12 protein-coding genes are annotated in these 16,074 nt (G+C 70.1%); 5 read left to right on the top strand and 7 right to left on the bottom strand.

What is annotated here, in order from left to right:
* Window positions 1-85: 85 nt before the first annotated feature.
* Entirely contained in the window at window positions 86-301 is a 216-nt protein-coding gene (locus EV148_RS07145; protein ID WP_131995734.1) for a hypothetical protein, read from the top strand.
* Between the two features lie 24 nt (window positions 302-325).
* Here EV148_RS07145 and EV148_RS07150 read toward each other — a convergent pair whose 3' ends face one another.
* The 3 genes from EV148_RS07150 to tfpB are packed head-to-tail and all read right to left on the bottom strand — an operon-like array spanning window position 326 to window position 2,866.
* A complete protein-coding gene (locus tag EV148_RS07150) occupies window positions 326-865 on the bottom strand; it encodes a glutamine amidotransferase (protein ID WP_241988012.1) in 540 nt (179 codons plus the stop codon).
* Window positions 862-1,074 carry a type 1 glutamine amidotransferase family protein gene (locus EV148_RS18885; protein ID WP_241988013.1) on the bottom strand — a complete coding sequence of 71 codons (213 nt, stop codon included), beginning with the start codon at window positions 1,072-1,074 and terminating at the stop codon, window positions 862-864. The genes EV148_RS07150 and EV148_RS18885 overlap by 4 nt, the downstream gene beginning before the upstream one ends.
* On the bottom strand, window positions 1,052-2,866 hold the full coding sequence (gene tfpB / locus EV148_RS07155; protein WP_131995737.1) for a type IV pilus assembly ATPase TfpB: 1,815 nt from the start codon (window positions 2,864-2,866) through the stop codon (window positions 1,052-1,054). The genes EV148_RS18885 and tfpB overlap by 23 nt, the downstream gene beginning before the upstream one ends.
* 70 nt (window positions 2,867-2,936) lie before the next feature.
* On the opposite strand from tfpB, the gene glyQ reads away from it, so the two are divergent.
* From glyQ to EV148_RS07170, 3 genes are all read left to right on the top strand, one after another.
* Window positions 2,937-3,842 (top strand): glycine--tRNA ligase subunit alpha, encoded by a 906-nt coding sequence (gene glyQ, locus EV148_RS07160; RefSeq protein WP_131995740.1) that lies wholly within the window; start codon window positions 2,937-2,939, stop codon window positions 3,840-3,842.
* A 99-nt stretch (window positions 3,843-3,941) separates the two neighbouring features.
* Entirely contained in the window at window positions 3,942-6,098 is a 2,157-nt protein-coding gene (gene glyS / locus EV148_RS07165; RefSeq protein ID WP_131995743.1) for a glycine--tRNA ligase subunit beta, read from the top strand.
* A gap of 222 nt (window positions 6,099-6,320) precedes the next feature.
* On the top strand, window positions 6,321-7,133 hold the full coding sequence (locus EV148_RS07170) for a YbaY family lipoprotein (RefSeq protein ID WP_158287358.1): 813 nt from the start codon (window positions 6,321-6,323) through the stop codon (window positions 7,131-7,133).
* A 256-nt stretch (window positions 7,134-7,389) separates the two neighbouring features.
* On the opposite strand, the gene EV148_RS07175 is transcribed toward EV148_RS07170, so the two are convergent.
* Genes EV148_RS07175 through mnmG form a run of 3 tightly spaced genes read right to left on the bottom strand, consistent with a single transcriptional unit; the run spans window position 7,390 to window position 11,300 of the window.
* Window positions 7,390-8,766, bottom strand: coding sequence for a sensor histidine kinase (locus EV148_RS07175; RefSeq protein WP_131995749.1), 1,377 nt, complete (start codon window positions 8,764-8,766; stop codon window positions 7,390-7,392).
* Window positions 8,750-9,418 (bottom strand): response regulator, encoded by a 669-nt coding sequence (locus EV148_RS07180; protein ID WP_131995752.1) that lies wholly within the window; start codon window positions 9,416-9,418, stop codon window positions 8,750-8,752. The genes EV148_RS07175 and EV148_RS07180 overlap by 17 nt, the downstream gene beginning before the upstream one ends.
* 4 nt (window positions 9,419-9,422) lie before the next feature.
* Window positions 9,423-11,300 (bottom strand): tRNA uridine-5-carboxymethylaminomethyl(34) synthesis enzyme MnmG, encoded by a 1,878-nt coding sequence (gene mnmG / locus EV148_RS07185; RefSeq protein ID WP_131995755.1) that lies wholly within the window; start codon window positions 11,298-11,300, stop codon window positions 9,423-9,425.
* Between the two features lie 956 nt (window positions 11,301-12,256).
* Here mnmG and EV148_RS07190 point away from each other — a divergent pair.
* The gene (locus EV148_RS07190) at window positions 12,257-12,442 is read left to right on the top strand and encodes a hypothetical protein (RefSeq protein WP_131995758.1); all 186 of its coding nucleotides are present in this window, start codon (window positions 12,257-12,259) and stop codon (window positions 12,440-12,442) included.
* A gap of 91 nt (window positions 12,443-12,533) precedes the next feature.
* Here EV148_RS07190 and EV148_RS07195 read toward each other — a convergent pair whose 3' ends face one another.
* Entirely contained in the window at window positions 12,534-15,983 is a 3,450-nt protein-coding gene (locus tag EV148_RS07195) for a PKD domain-containing protein (protein WP_131995761.1), read from the bottom strand.
* Window positions 15,984-16,074 lie beyond the last annotated feature (91 nt).

Genomic DNA, 16,074 nt, shown 5'->3' on the forward strand with positions numbered 1-16,074 from the left:
GCCTACCTGTCGCCCCCCAATCACAGTTACACTTCTAAAACAGTCAAAATAAAGTGCGGTTACACCACCGGTGCCGGGAGAGAACATGAAGAAGTCCACAGTTGCTGCAGAAACCGACGACGCGCGCGACGCCAGCCTGCGCGTTTCCAAGCGCGTACGTGACAGCCTCAAGGCCGCGGCGGCGGTCATGGGCCGCCCGCTGTACGACGTCACCAACGAAGCGATCAGCGACTACCTGTCCGGCCTCAAGCTCGGCGACCCGCTCGCCGCGATCCGCCGCGCGGGCCGCGCCCGCAAGTAGTCCGGGGGTGGCGCCGGAGTGCGCTCAGGCGCGCGCCAGCGCGATCGAGCGGAAGCGACGCAGCAGCCGGCGGCCGCCGGCGCGGGCGCGTGTGCGCGCGCCGGGCAACAGGGCGCCGGGCAATCGCCTGGGCGGCGCGAGGGCGCCGTTGCAGGTAGCCGCGCATGATTCGACGCTGAATTCGGCGTGGAACTGCAGTCCCCAGGCGCGCGGCGCGTAGCGCACCGCATGGTGCGGGTCGTGCGCCGAGCGCGCCAGCACGACCGCTCCCGCGGGCAGTTCGAGCACGCTCTGCTGGTGCGAGGCGTGGGCGACGAAGCGTGCCGGGGCCGCCGCGAGCAGCGCGTCGTCGGCCGCCGCGGGAAGGCGCTCGATGGCGACCGTACCGATCTCGCGGCCGCTCGCGTGGTAGTCGACGCGCCCGCCGAGCGCATGGGCGAGCAGCTGATGGCCGTAGCAGACGCCGAGGATCGGCAGGCCCAGCGCGACCGCGTCGCGCAACCAGGCCGCCGCCGCCTCGCTCCAGGGCAGCCGTTCGCTGACCATCGCCGGCGATCCGGTCACGATCGCGGCCGCATAGCGCGCGGGCCGGGCAGCGCCTCGCCCGCGTGCGCGCGCACGACCTCGACCTCGCGCCGGTGCAGGCCGGCGCCATGGCGGAACCAGTCCGGGAAATCGCCGTGGCGCGCGCGTACCGCGGGCAGCGTGCTGCCGGTCTGGAGGATCAGGAATCGCGCGGCGGATCGGCGTTCAGTCGGTCGGCGGCAGGACATTGATGACTTCGGGGATCGTGGTCACGCCACGCGCGACCTGCGCCGCGGCCGACGCACGCAGCGGCTGCATGCCTTCCGCGTAGGCGGTCTCGGTCAGCTTGGCGAGGTTCATGTCGGGCTGGATCAGCGCTCGCACCGCCGGCGTGATGCGCAGCATCTCGTAGATGCCGGTGCGGCCGAGGAAGCCGGTCTTGCGGCACTCGAGGCAGCCCTTCGGGCCGTAGCTCTTCGCCGGCGGCGCGAGGTGCCGACGGTGGGTAAGCGCGGCCCAGGCCTGCACGTCGAGTGGCGCTTCGGTCTTGCAGTGCGGGCACAGCGTGCGCACGAGGCGCTGCGCGACGATCCCTGTCAGGGTCGACTGGATCAGGTAGTTCGGCACGCCGAGGTCGAGCAGGCGGGTGATCGCGCTCGGCGCGTCGTTCGTATGCAGCGTCGACAGCACGAGGTGGCCGGTCAACGACGCCTGCACGGCCATCTGCGCGGTCTCGAGGTCGCGGATTTCGCCGACCATGATGATGTCGGGGTCCTGGCGCAGCAGGGTGCGCACGCCCGCGGCGAAATCGAGGTCGATCGCCTGGTGCACCTGCATCTGGTTGAACTCGGGCGAGACCATTTCGATCGGGTCTTCGACCGTGCAGACGTTGAGGTCGGGCGTGGCGAGGTGCTTGAGCGTCGAGTACAGCGTCGTGGTCTTGCCCGAACCCGTCGGGCCGGTCACCAGCACGATGCCGTGCGGGCGCTCGACCATCTCGCGCCAGATCGTCTCCTCGGACGGCGAAAAACCGAGCTGGCGGAACTCCTTGACGACGATGTCCGGGTCGAAGATGCGCATGACGACCTTCTCGCCGAACGCGGTCGGCATCGTCGACAGGCGCAGTTCGACTTCGCGCCCGCCCTGCGAGCGCGTCTTGATGCGGCCGTCCTGCGGCCGGCGCTTCTCGGCGACGTCCATGCGGCCGAGGATCTTGATGCGCGAGGTAACCGCGGTCATCACCGGCGTCGGCAGTTCGAACACCTTGTGCATGACGCCGTCGATGCGGAAGCGCATGTTGCTCATGTCGCGGCGCGGCTCGAGATGGATGTCCGATGCACGCTGCTCGAACGCGTACTGCAGCAGCCAGTCGACGATGTGCACGACGTGGCGATCGTCGGCGCCGACTTCGCCGGTCCGGCCGAGTTCGACCAGCTGCTCGAAATTGAGGATCGCGCGGCCGTCGTGGACGTCGTTCTTCGCGTCCTTCGCGCGCTGGATCGAGCGCTGCACGCTCCACCATTCGGCGAGGTAGCGGTTGACGTCGAGCGGGCTCGCCACGACGCGCTGGATGTCGCGCCGGAGGATGTGGCCGAGGTCGGCCACCCAGCGCGTCTCGAACGGCTCGGACGTGGCGAACACGACCTGCATCTCGCTGACCGCGACGGGCAGGATGCGGTAGCGCTGCGCATAGGCGTGGCTGACCACCTGGGTCACGCCGGCCACGTCGATCTTCATCGGATCGATCTTGAGGTAAGGCAGGCCGGCCTTCGCGGCGAGCCACTGCGTGAGCACTTCGAGGCTGAGCGGCTTGTCCGGCTGGCGCTGGTCGACGAGCTTGAGGTTGGCGACCAGCACGAGCGGGTGCAGCTCGCTGCGCCCGCGCGCGGTGCGGATGTCCGCGCGCACGCGCTTCGCGTCGGCCTCGGTGAGCAGGCCGTCGCCGACGAGCGCGGCGAGCGTCTCGTCGAGGTCGAGGCGCCGATGCATGCCGAGCGGATGCGCATTCTGGGCACCCGGAAGCTGGGTCACGCTGGCCATGGTGCGAGTCCGGCAGGGGTATCGCCGCTATACTAGCGCGCTTTTCGCACGCAACTTTGTGAGTTGGCGCATGCCCGGACCGACCTTCCAGGAAGTCATCCAGACCCTCAACCGCTACTGGGCCGAACAGGGCTGCGTGCTGATCCAGCCGCTCGACACCGAGGTCGGCGCGGGCACGTTCCACCCGGCCACGTTCCTGCGCGCGATCGGACCGGAACCATGGGCCGCCGCCTACGTGCAGCCGTCGCGCCGGCCGACCGACGGCCGCTACGGCGAGAACCCGAATCGCCTGCAGCACTACTACCAGTACCAGGTCGTGCTTAAGCCGAATCCGGACGACATCCTCGACCTCTACATCGGCTCGCTGAAGGCGCTGGGCGTCGATCCGCTCGTGCACGACCTGCGCTTCGTCGAGGACAACTGGGAATCGCCGACGCTCGGCGCCTGGGGCCTCGGCTGGGAGGTCTGGCTCAACGGCATGGAAGTCACCCAGTTCACCTACTTCCAGCAGGCCGGCGGACTCGAGTGCCGGCCGGTCACCGGCGAGATCACCTACGGCCTCGAGCGCCTCGCCATGTACCTGCAGAACGTCGACAACGTGTACGACCTCGTCTGGACGCAGGCGCCGCACGGCGTCGTCACCTATGGCGACGTGTTCCACCAGAACGAGGTCGAGCAGAGCACCTACAACTTCGAGCACGCCAACGTGGCGAAGCTGTTCGACTGGTTCGACACCTGCGAGGCGGAAGCGAAGCGGCTCGTCGATGCCGGCCTGCCGCTGCCCGCGTACGAGCAGGTGATGAAGGCGAGCCACACGTTCAACCTGCTCGACGCGCGCCGCGCGATCAGCGTGACCGAACGCCAGCGCTACATCCTGCGCGTGCGCACGCTGTCGCGCGCGGTCGCGGAAGCGTATTACGCGCAGCGCGAGAAACTCGGCTTCCCGGGACTGCGCAAGACGTCCGCCGCTGCCTGACACCCACCGGATCCATCACGACGTCATCCGCGCACCGCGGCTCCATCGCCAGGATGGATGCCTGCCCGGCGGGAATGACGGCAGACCAAGATCGCCGCCATGAGCCAAGACCACGCCTCCCTCCTGATCGAACTCGGCACCGAAGAACTCCCGCCGAAGGCACTCGACGAACTCGCGGCCGCGTTCGCGAGCGGCATCTGCGATGGCCTCGCCCGGCGCGGCATCGCCGCCGACCTCGCCGGCGCCCGGCGCTACTGTTCGCCGCGCCGGCTCGCCGTGCTCGTGCCCGGCGTCGCCGCGCAGCAGCCGCTGCAGAAATCCGAGGCGCTCGGGCCGTACGTGAACATCGGCCTCGATGCGAACGGCGCGCCGACGCCGGCCCTGCTCGGCTTCGCCGCGAAGAACGGCGTCGCGGTCGACCAGCTGCAGCGCACGACCGACGCGAAGGGCGAGCGCTTCGTCGCGCGCAGCGAAAAGCCGGGCCAGTCGACCGCGGCGCTGCTGCCGGAGATCGTCACCGAGGCGCTCAAGGCGCTGCCGATCCCCAAGCCCATGCGTTGGGGCGAGCACGACTACACGTTCGTGCGCCCGGCGCATTGGCTCGTCATCCTGCACGGCGACACCGTCGTCGACGCGGACATGCTCGGCCTGCGTTCGGGGCGCAGTTCGCGCGGCCACCGCTTCCATCATCCGCAGCCCGTGCATGTCGCCGACGCGGACGGCTGGCTCGATGCGCTGCGCGCCGCGAAGGTGCTCGCCGACCCGGCCGAACGCCGCGAGCGCGTGCGCGCGGAAGTCGCGCGCGTCGCGCCGGCGGGCAGCACGCCGCGCCTGTCCGATGCGCTGCTCGACGAGATCGCCAACCTCACCGAGTGGCCGGTCGGCATCGCCTGCGCCTTCGAGCGCGAATTCCTCGCCGTGCCGCAGGAAGCGCTCGTCACGACGATGGAGACGAACCAGAAGTTCGTCCCCGTCTTCGATGCCGAAGGCCGCCTCACCGCGCATTTCATCGGCGTCGCGAACATCGAATCGAAGGACCCCGCCGAGATCCGCAAGGGCTACGAGCGCGTGATCCGCCCGCGCTTCGCCGACGCGAAGTTCTTCTTCGACGAAGATCTCGAGACGCCGCTCGCCTCCCAGCAGGACGCGCTGAAGAGCGTGACCTACCAGCAGGCACTCGGTTCGGTCTGGGACAAGACCGTGCGCGTGGCCGAGCTCGCGCGCGTGATCGCCAACCGCCTGCGCGACGCGGGCATCGCGGTCGACGCCGCGCTCGCGACGCGCGCGGCCGCGCTGTCCAGGTGCGACCTCATGACGCGCATGGTCGGTGAATTCCCCGAACTGCAGGGCACGATGGGCCGTTACTACGCGGCCGCGGGCGGCGAGGACGCCCAGGTCGCGCAGGCTCTCGACGAGTTCTACCGCCCGCGCTTCGCCGGCGACGGCATCGCGCAGGGCAAGGTCGGCCAGGTGCTCGCGGTCGCCGAACGCATCGACACGCTGGCCGGCATCTTCGCGGTCGGCATGAAGCCGTCCGGCAACAAGGACCCGTTCGCGCTGCGCCGCGCCGCGCTCGGGCTCGCCCGCACGCTGATCGAGGGCGACCTCGCGCTGGACCTGCGCGCGCAGTTCGACGAGGCGCTCGCGCAACTGCCGGACGGCGCGCTCGCCGCGGGCTTGCCGAAGGGCAAGGACGGCACGGTCGCCGTGTTCGACGCGGCCGCGCGCCGTGCGGCCCTCGGCGCCGAGCTGTACGACTTCGTGCTCGACCGCCTGCGCGGTTACTACGTCGATCGCGGCGTGCCTGTGGAAGCCTTCCAGGCCGTGCGCGAACTCGCCCCGGCCGATCTCGCCGACTTCGACCGGCGCCTGCGCGCGGTGGTCGAGTTCGCCGCGCTGCCCGAGGCGCGCGCGCTCGCCGCGGCGAACAAGCGCATCAACAACCTGCTGCGGCAGGCGGGCGGCATGGAACTCGGCGACGTCGACGATGCGCTGCTCGAGGACGGTGCCGAGCGCGCGCTGAGCGAGGCGTTCCGCGCTGCGGCCGCCGATGCGAAGGCGCATGTCGCGCAGCGCGACTACGTCGGCATGCTCAGGCGGCTCGCGCAATTGCGCGAACCGATCGACCGATTCTTCCAGGACGTCATGGTCATGGTCGACGACGGACGCGTGCGGGCCAACCGCCTGTCGCTGCTCGGCGCGGTCGCCGGTTCCTTCCTCGCCGTCGCCGACATCTCGCAGTTGCCGGCGGCCTAGCACGGTGCGGCGACTGCAGGTGTTGCCGATCCTGCGCACCGTTCACGCTGCGGTCGTCCGCGCGATTGCGCGGCGCGCGGGTGCGGACTATGGTGGGCGTTCGGCGTGCCACGCCAGCGCCACCGCGTGATTCCGGGTGTCGCGACCGCGCGTCGCCGTCGTCATGGTCCCGCGGCGCGGCCGGTTTCACGATAATTTTCGTTCTCGTTGGAGATGACAGTCATGCGCACCTACTGGCTCGCGGCTATCGCCGCCCTCTCGCTGCTCGGCGGCTGCAATACCTCGACCGACACGGCGACCCCCGGAAAACCCGTGGCGCCGGCGATCGCGCCGGGCACGGCGATCAGCGGCAGCGTGACCCTGCATGATCCGATGACGATCGCCGCGGGCAAGCTCGACCTGCGCCTCGTCGACGTCGCCCAGCCGCAGCCGGCGATCGCCGAGAAGACGATCGACGTGAGCGGTGACGCGCCGTTCAACTTCTCGCTCGACTTCGACCGCACGAAGATCGTTGCCGGCCGCACCTACGTGCTCAACGCGACGCTCGTCGACGGCGACCGCCGCTTCCAGGCCGGCCTCGCCGCGCCGGTGCTGACCCACGGCGCCGGCACCAGCGTGCAGATCGTCCTCACCGCGGAAGCCACGCCGGCGGAGAACCTCAAGGCGGAATTCACCAAGTTGCAGGGTCGCATCGGCGGCATGAAGAGCGTCAACGGCACCTACACGACCGATACCTCGTCGGTCGCCTGGGACGCCTTCGGCGAAGGCGGCGTCGTGCGCTACGTGCGCGTCAACACCGAACTCGACGCGGGCGGCCGCTCGGCGGTGTACTACGCGTTCAAGGACGGCAAGGTCATGGCCGTGCAGCAGAAGGGCGGCGCCCTCGTCGGCTGGGCCGACGACGGCTCGGTCCTCGTCAACGAGAAGCACGGCGGCGGCCAGGTCGCGCCGGCCGAGATCACCGCGATGCATGACGCGGCGACCAAGGCACTGCAGATGGCCCAGGAAAAACTCGACGCCGCCCGCAAGAAGTAGATGACCCCGAATCATGGATAGCCGCTGCAGCTTCCACACCCGGGAAGCTGCAGACCGCGACGCCAGCGTCGAAGCCGCGATCAGGGACGATCGCACGGACATAAAAAAGGCGGCCCACCCTGGGGGTATGGGCCGCCTCGAATGTGCGAATCGGCCGTTGCTCCCCTGGGGTGGAAGGTCCCGGCGCCATCGCGCCGCGACGATAGCGCCGGCTCGCTTACGCGAACCTGACACCGCGGTCATGATCGCGCTGCGCTCAGGCGGCGCGGAAGTCGATGCGCGCGCGCGTACCGCGGCCGTCCGCGCCTTCGGTGATAACGAACCGCGCGTCGTGCGCATGCGCGATCTCGTCGACGATCGCGAGGCCGAGGCCGCAGCCGTTGCCGGGCGAGCCGGGCAGCCGGCGGAAGCGTTCGCGGACCTGCATGCGCTGGTCGGCCGGGATGCCCGGGCCGTCGTCCTCGACCTCCAGGAACGCGAGCGCGCCTTCGGTGCCGCTGCGCACGGTCACGCGGCCACCGGCCGGCGTGTAGGCGAGCGCGTTGTCGACGAGGTTGCCCAGCAGTTCGCGCAGCAGCCAGAGGCTGCCGAGCGTGCGCGCCGGCGACGCTTCCGCGCCGAGGTCGATGTGCGCGAGCAGCGAGCGGTCGAGATACTGTGCGACCGCGTCGGTCGCGAGCGCTTCGAGGTCGACCTGCGCGAAATCGTCGTGCGTGGTCGCGGAGCGCTCCGAACGCGCGAGCGCGAGCAGCTGGTTCGCCGTATGCGCGAGGCGGCGGGTGCTCTCGTGCAGCGCGAGCAGCCGCGGTGCGAGGCCATTGCTGCCGGACTCGCGCGCGAGCAGGTCGAGCTGCGCGATGATCCCGGTCAGCGGCGTGCGCAACTGGTGCGCCGCGTCGGCGAGGAACTGCTGCTGCGCGCGCGCGCTGTCGCGCACCGTTTCGAACAGTGCGTTGAGCGTATGCACGAGCGGGCGCACCTCGGCGGGTACCTGCGCGCGATCGAGCGGCGCGAGGTCGCGCGCCGAACGCTGCGCGATCTGCTCGCCGAGGGCGCGCAGCGGCCGCACGCCGTAACGCACGCCGAGCCAGACCAGCAGCAGCGTGCCGGCGAGCTGCACGATGTCGGTGAGCACGACGCTGGTGATGATGCGCCGGATCGCCGCGCTGCGCTTGCGCGTCGTCTCGCCGATCATGATCGTGACCGGCGTGCGGCCGCCGATCACCGCCGCGTGCCGGACGAAGCGGATCGGTTGGCCGTGCAGGCTGCCGTCGCCGAATTCGGAGCGGGCCCCGGCCGCGGGCGGCGCGAGCTCCTCGTCGCCGCTGACGAGATGGCCGTCGGCCGCGCGCACGGCGAAGTAGATCGAGTCGACGCTGTCGGCGCGCAGCACGGCGACGGCCTGCGGCGGCAGGTCCGCGTCGATGTGGCCGTCGGCGTCGGCATCGCGCAGGTGCGCCGCGACCGCGAGCGCCATCTCGTGCAGCGCGCGGTCGTAGGCGGCGCGGATCGCCGCCGAGCCGCTTACGTAATCGAAGAACACGCCGATGCCGAGCAGCAGCGCGAGCGGCAGCAGCAGCAGGCCCAGCAGGCGCCGGCTGACCGACGGCGCGGGCTCAGCCGGGCGTGTCATCGAGGCGGTAGCCGAGCCCGCGCACGGTGCGGATCGGCGCCGCGCCGCCGAGCTTCGTGCGCAGCCGCGACACGTACACCTCGATCGCGTTCGCGCCGATGTCCTCGTCCCAGTTCGCGATCGCCTGCAGCAGGCGGTCCTTGGCGACGACGCGGCCGATGTTGAGCGCGAGGCATTCGAGCACGGCCCATTCGCGCCGCGTCAGGCTGACCGCGCCGCCATCGACCTCCGCGCGCCGTGCGGCGAGGTCGAGCCGCAGCGTGCCGATCACGAGTTCCGCGCTCGCCGCCGAGCGGCTGCGCCGGATCAGCGCGCGGCTGCGCGCGACCAGTTCGGGCAGGGCGAACGGCTTGACGAGATAGTCGTCGGCGCCGAGGTCGAGCGCATTGACGCGATCGGCGAGCGCATCGCGCGCGGTGAGGATCAGCACGGGCACCGCGGTGCCGCTGCGGCGCATGCGCTGCAGCAGGGCCAGCCCGTCCGCGCCGGGCAGGCCGATGTCGACCACGGCGAGGTCGAACGATTCGGCGCCGAGCGCGGTGCCGGCGCGCTCGGCCGAATCGACGTGGTCGACCGCATAGCCGGCTTCGCCGAGTCCGCGCCGGATCGCATCGGCGACCAGCGCATCGTCCTCGACGACGAGCACGCGCACGGCGTCAGGCGACGCGGCGGCCGTGGCCGCGCTTGAGATGCACCAGCAGCAGCGACACGGCGGCCGGCGTCACGCCGGCGATGCGCCGCGCCTCGCCGACCGTCAGCGGTCGCACCTGCTTGAACTTGGCGAGCACTTCCGCCGACAGGCCGCGCACCGCATCGAAATCGAAGGCCGGCGGGATCGGCGTGTCGTCGTGGCGACGGCTGCGCTCGATCTCGTCGCGCTGGCGTTCGAGGTAGCCGGCGTACTTGACCGCGACCTCGACCTGCTCGGCGACCGCGCCGTCGTCGACGCCGGGACCGATGCCTTCGACGCGCACGAGATCGCGATAGCCGACCTCCGGCCGGCGCAGCAGGTCGTGCGCGCTGGTTTCGCGCGCGAGCGTGATGCCAAGCGTCGCGTCGATCGCGCGGCCGAGCGGATTGGCCGGCGACGCCCACAGGCCGCGCAGGCGCTCCGCCTCGCGTTCGACCGCGTCGCGCTTGCGGCAGGTGGCGTCGTGGCGTTCCCGTGGCACGCAGCCGAGTGCGTAACCCTGCGCCGTGAGGCGCAGGTCCGCATTGTCTTCGCGCAGCTGCAGGCGGTATTCGGCGCGCGATGTGAACATGCGATACGGCTCGCTGGTGCCGTTGGTGACGAGGTCGTCGACGAGCACGCCGATGTACGCCTCGTCGCGGCGCGGCGTCCACGGCGCGAGGCCGCGCGCCGCGCGCGCGGCGTTGAGGCCGGCGACGAGGCCCTGCGCTGCCGCTTCCTCGTAGCCGGTCGTGCCGTTGATCTGGCCGGCGAAGTACAGCGCGTCGATCGCCTTCGTCTCGAGCGAGGCCTTGAGGCCGCGCGGGTCGAAATAGTCGTATTCGATCGCATAGCCGGGACGCGTGATGTGGGCGTGTTCGAGCCCGGGTATCGAGCGCACGAGTTCGACCTGCACGTCGAACGGCAGCGAGGTCGAGATGCCGTTCGGATAGACCTCGCACGTGTCGAGGCCTTCCGGTTCGAGGAAGACCTGGTGCGAGGCCTTGTCGGCGAAGCGCACGATCTTGTCCTCGATCGAAGGGCAGTAGCGCGGGCCGGTGCCCTCGATGACGCCACCGTAGAGCGGCGAGCGGTCGAGCGCGCCGCGGATGATCGCGTGCGTGCGCTCGCTCGTGTGGGTGATCCAGCAGCTGACCTGGCGCGGATGGTCGGCGGGCGAGCCGAGGAACGAGAACACCGGCGCCGGGTCGTCGCCCGGTTGCTCCTCGAGCCCGGACCAGTCGATCGTGCGGCCGTCGATGCGCGGCGGCGTGCCGGTCTTCAGGCGCCCGACCGGCAGCGCGAGCTCGCGCAGGGTCTCGGCGAGGCGCTGCGCCGGCGGGTCGCCCGCGCGGCCGCCCGCATGCTGGGTCATGCCGACGTGGATCTTGCCGGCGAGGAACGTACCCGCGGTGAGCACGACGGCCGCGGCACGGAACTCGAGCCCGGACTGGGTGACGACGCCGGCGGCCCGGCCGCCCTCGACGCGCAGGGCATCGACGCCCTGCTGGAACACGGCCAGGCCCGGTTGCGTCTCGACCAGACGCCGGATGGCCGCTTTGTACAAAACACGGTCGGCCTGGCAGCGCGTCGCGCGCACCGCCGGGCCCTTCGAGGCGTTGAGGGTGCGCCACTGGATGCCGGCGCGGTCGGCCGCCGCGGCCATCGCGCCGCCGAGCGCATCGATCTCCCGCACGAGGTGGCCCTTGCCGATCCCGCCGATCGCGGGATTGCAGCTCATCTGGCCGATCGTCTCGATATTGTGCGTCAACAGCAGCGTTCGCGCGCCGCAGCGCGCGCTCGCGAGCGCGGCTTCGGTGCCGGCGTGGCCGCCGCCGACGACGATGACGTCATACGTGTACATGGTGCATGTCGACCGGTGCCGGGTCCGGGACGCCGGCCTTGCGCGCATTCTAGCAAGGTGGCGGCGGGGCGCTGGCATGGAACATGCTGCATCGGACGTACACTCCCACCGACGCACGGCGTATGCGAGCACGTCGATGGCCGGAATTCAGGGGCCGGCCTGCGTCGGTGGGAGCACCTCTGCTTTTGCGATCCGTCCTGGATCGCCGCCCCGAAAGGACTGAAGCGCGTTCTGCGGCCTTGCGACTTCGGATCGTCCAACAGCGGGCCGTCCATGGCCGCACCTTTCAAGTGAAGCACGGTTTCGATGGCGCGATTCGTCGTGCCTCGAAAGCACGGCACACCTCATTTCTCGTCGTCCGGCGAAAGCCGGGATCCAGTGACTGGTGCGCGCGTCAGCGGTACGCCCCGGTTTCCCGGCCATGAGCGCGCCAGGGCCCACGGATGCGCGTATCGCCTGACCGTGCGGCGTCTGCGGAAGAGGCTGGCGCCCGGCGGTCGTAGGAACAGGGGGAATCCAAGAGGACCGTGTGCCGGGCGCCAGTGAACGGTGGCAACACCGCCTCGCGCGGCGTGCCGGAATGTGCGTGGAGACCGCGCGTGGGGCGCGTTTCGCGAAGTGCCGGGTGGCCCCTGTGCCCTCCCGGTTGTCGTCCGGAACCGCCTCACGGCGGGTTCCGCCTGGAACCTCCCCAGTCGACGTGCCGTCGCGGCTGCGCGCGACACCGATAACCGGACCTTAGCCGCAACCGCCACTGGCAGACTGTGACGATCGTCGCGAACTCCTGCCCGCCATGGCCCGCGAGGGATTTCCCTCGTCAGGTTTCGACGCAGCGCGTCGCTGCCGTGGCCATCATGCGCGCTGGAAATGCGCTTCGCAACGCGGCGGATACGTGATGGCGCGGTTGGCACGCCGCTTGCTGAGCACCGGATACAGGGAATCCGGGAGCACGCGCCATGAGCAACATCGCCACCATGAGCATCAATCCGCTCTTTCTGCGTCACGACCTCATGATCGAACTGGGTCGCCTCGAAATGGCGATCGAAGGCGCGCGCTCCGAGGCGCCGTCGAACGGTTCGCTCGACCAGCTCGAATCGCGCTTCGCCAAGATCAACGAAGCGCTGAGCAGGCTGCCGGCCTGATCGAAACAACGCGCGCGGCCTCGCGCCGCGCGCCAGCGGGTGGAACAGGGGAAGATCGGAGCCGTGCGGCGCGCGGCCCCGATCTTTTTTTTCAGTCGAAACCGTTCCCGAAGATCGGGTCGTCGTGCAGGCAGAGCACCGGCACGCTGCCTCGCTGCCACAAGCCCGGGCCCTGGTGCACGGTATAGTCGACCGCATAGATGTCGTGGCGATAGCCGGTATTCGACAGGTCGACGAGATGGTAGGCGTATGGCCGCGGGTTGTAGCGGCAGCTGTTGACCAGTCCCGAGTACGCCGGGGCGAAGCCGCTGATCTCGCCGCCGATCTCCAGGCCGGTGCCCCAGAAGCTCGTCGTCTGCACTTCCTCGGTGATGCCCGTCGTGTACTCGTACGCGCCGCCGGCCTGCACGGTCGCGATGAAGCCGGCCTCGAGGTCGAATTCCGCACCGACGCGCGTCGAGCTCTCGAAACTCGTGTTGCTGCCGACCAGTGTGTTCGCATCCTGGCTCAGGTCCCAGGTCAGCGTGCCGCTCGCGCCGACGACGGTGCCCGGCCAGATGTCCGCCTGCAGGAGGCCGGAGTGGTTCGTGCAGTCGTCCATTTCGCCGGTGCCGTTCCAGAGCATGTCGCCGCGCACTTCGATGGTCTTGAACGTTGCATGCGTCGAATCCCACACGTAGGCATTGAACAGGCCGTCGTCCGCGATGGGGTCGCAGACCGCTTCCGGATAGGCAGGCGGTTCGGCATGGACGTCACCGAATACCTGGATCTCTGCCACGCGCAGGCTCGCCGTGCCCGGGTTCTGCAGGCGGATGTATCGCGCGCGCAGCATGTTCGCCGGATTGGCCGCGTCACGTGTCCAGATGTTCCAGCGATCGAAGCCGACGTCGTCGGCGGTTTCCGGCGCGAACGCGCGCACGCCGCCGCCGCCCGGCACGCCGGCCCCGTTCATCGGGTTGATCGAGGCGTAGACGCGGAAGCCCTTCAGCGACGCTTCCTCGCCGCGTGCCGGGAACACGCGGATGTCCGAGATGTCCCGCACTTCGCCGAGGTCGACCTGCAGGTACGGTTGCGTGCCCGGACCGGCTTCGGTCGCGCTCGAGAACAGGCCGTCGGTCGCCTTGTCGGCACCGTTGCCCGTGGTGAACGACGCGTTGCTCGTGACCGGGCGGAACAGCGCGAGGCTGTTCCAGTCACGGTGCAGCGGCATCCACTGCGCCGGTGGATGGCCGGGCGAGGCGGCCGGGATTTCCCTGTCCCACGACTGTGCGTCGCTCGCCGACATGTAGCGGCTGCCGTCGATGACTTCGCACATGCGCACCGCACTGTCGCCGTCGACGCCGCCGGCGGCGCTCTCGACCTGGTACGAGTAGCAGTTGAAGCTGTTCTCCTCGACCACCGCGAGCGCCTCGCCGTCGTCCTGTGCGTAGCCCTGGTTGATCGTGTAGGTGTTCTCGGTGCCATGGATCGCGCCGTGGCTCGACTGGTAGTTGTAGCCGGCGGTCGCGTGCACGGACGCCTTCACGCCGGCCACGTCGGAGCCGACGCCGATGCCGATGTAGGCCGACACGTCGTGCGAGGTGAAGCTGCCTGACTGCTTCTCGTAGCTCGAACCGCCGCTGGTCGACTTGCCGAACGTCGCGAGCTTGTCCGCGCCGTCCTGCAGGCGTTTGAAGTAGGGCGGCAGCCAGACGACCTGGCGCAGCTGCGGCTCCTCGACCTGGCGGCAATCGGTGCCGAGCGTGGCCTGCACCGAGTCGCCGTCGAAATCGCTCGCGACGAGGTCGAGTGCGGTCATCGACGGGAACGCGGGTGAACTTTCGCTGAAATGCCGTCCGGAGAAACTCGCCGGCACCGACGTGTCGGCGAGGCGCCAGACCGAGCGCAGCAGGTAATCGGTCGTGTTGCGCGCGATCGTCATGACCTCGGGTATGCCGTCCTTGTCCATGTCGCCGACCGCGACGTTGACGAACGCGAGGGACTGCAGGCTGTCGACGGGATAACCGGCCGCATAGGTCGGCGTGTCGCGCAGGTGGTACATGTAGCCCGGCGAGGTACCGCCCGAACCGCTGCCGCCCGTGCCCACCGCGATCGTCTGCGAATACGTGCGCGTGGCGCCGCCGTCGTAGATCTTCAGGACCACGTTGTAGCTGCCCGCCTGCGTGTAGATGTGCGTCGGGCTGCGGTCGTGGATGACGCCGGTGCCGTCGCCGAAGTTCCAGTCGCGTTGCGTGATCGCGCCGGTCGAGGTATCGGTGAACCTCACCGTCATGCCGCTTTCGACCCAGGTATAGCCGGCGGCGAGATCGACCGCGGCCTTGTACACGTCCACCTGCAGGCGCGAACCCGCGTCGGCGCGCGCGAGCACGATCTCGCCCGGCGACACGCGGTCGACGTCGGCGACCGTCGCCTCGAAGCTGGCGATGCCACTCTCGTTCTGGCCCTGCACGATACGGCTGGAATCGTATTCCTGGCCGGCGCCGCGACCCGCGAAACCGATGCCGGTGATCGCGTTGCCGGCGTCGCGCGTGGTCGTGAAGTGGTGCAGGCGCGCGCCGATGTAGTTGGAGCCCGACTGCTCGAACTGCGTGAGCACGACGAGTTCGGCCGCGGCGCTGTCGACCACGTCGCCGGCGTCGGCTTCGATCTTGATCACGTTGTCGATGCCGGGCGTGCCGTTCTCCGCCTCGTAAGTCATGCCGATCGCGCTCGTGAACGTCTTGCTGCCGATCGCGGTGTCGCCGGCGCCGACCGGCAGTTGCGGGGTGCCCGGCAGGTATTCGAGCAGGTGGTAGTTCAGCGTGCGCGATGCACCGAAGCTCTTCTCGTTGACGACGACGGCCTGCGTGCGGCCATCGAGCAGCATGTCGCCCGCGGCGAGGCTGACCTGCCCGACCGGGTCCGTGCGCACCCATTCGCCGGCGGCCTGGCCGTCCGCCTGCGCGATGCTGCCATCGGCAGCGCCGGTGAGCACGAACAGGCGCAGGCCGAACGTGCTCGTGCGCACGAGCACGGCGAGTTCCTGCTTCTGGTCGGTCGAACCGTCGAAGTCGCCGGCGGCGAGGTCGACGATGTTGAACGGCTGCGCCATCGTCCAGGTGTCGATGAGCGTCGCCGCGGGTCCCGTGCCACGCTCGAACACGCCGAGCACGAGGGCACCGCCGCTCGAACGGTTGGCCGTGACGACCTCGTCGCGGCCGTCGCCGTCGAAGTCGACGCTGATCGCCTTGAGGAAGGTGCTGCCGGCCAGTGCGCCGGGAAGGAGCGCGTTGCGGAACGTGCGCGCGAGCGGATCGCCGCTCGGGCCGGCCGGCTGGTACTCGTCGATGTTGCTGAAGCCGCTGCCGGCGGCGACGAAGTCGATGTACTCGGCTTCGCCGCCGAGCGTGACGTGGCGGCCGAAAGGCGTCTGGTCGCAATCGAGCGGCGTGTACTCATGCGTCGCGAAACGCGGCAGCGGCGCGGCACCGGCGGCGAGCGCGCACAGGCCGGCGAGTGACAGGGCCAGCCGGAGCAGGCGTGGGACGGTCGGGTGATGCATGGCGGTACTCCCCAAGTGCGATGCGAGGCGATCGCTGACGGTGCGCCGGATGGCGGCCGTGCATGGGGGTAAGCGGATTGCGGCGCGCGCG

The organism is Dokdonella fugitiva (genome assembly GCF_004342425.1).
Classification (GTDB): Bacteria; Pseudomonadota; Gammaproteobacteria; order Xanthomonadales; family Rhodanobacteraceae; genus Dokdonella_A; species Dokdonella_A fugitiva.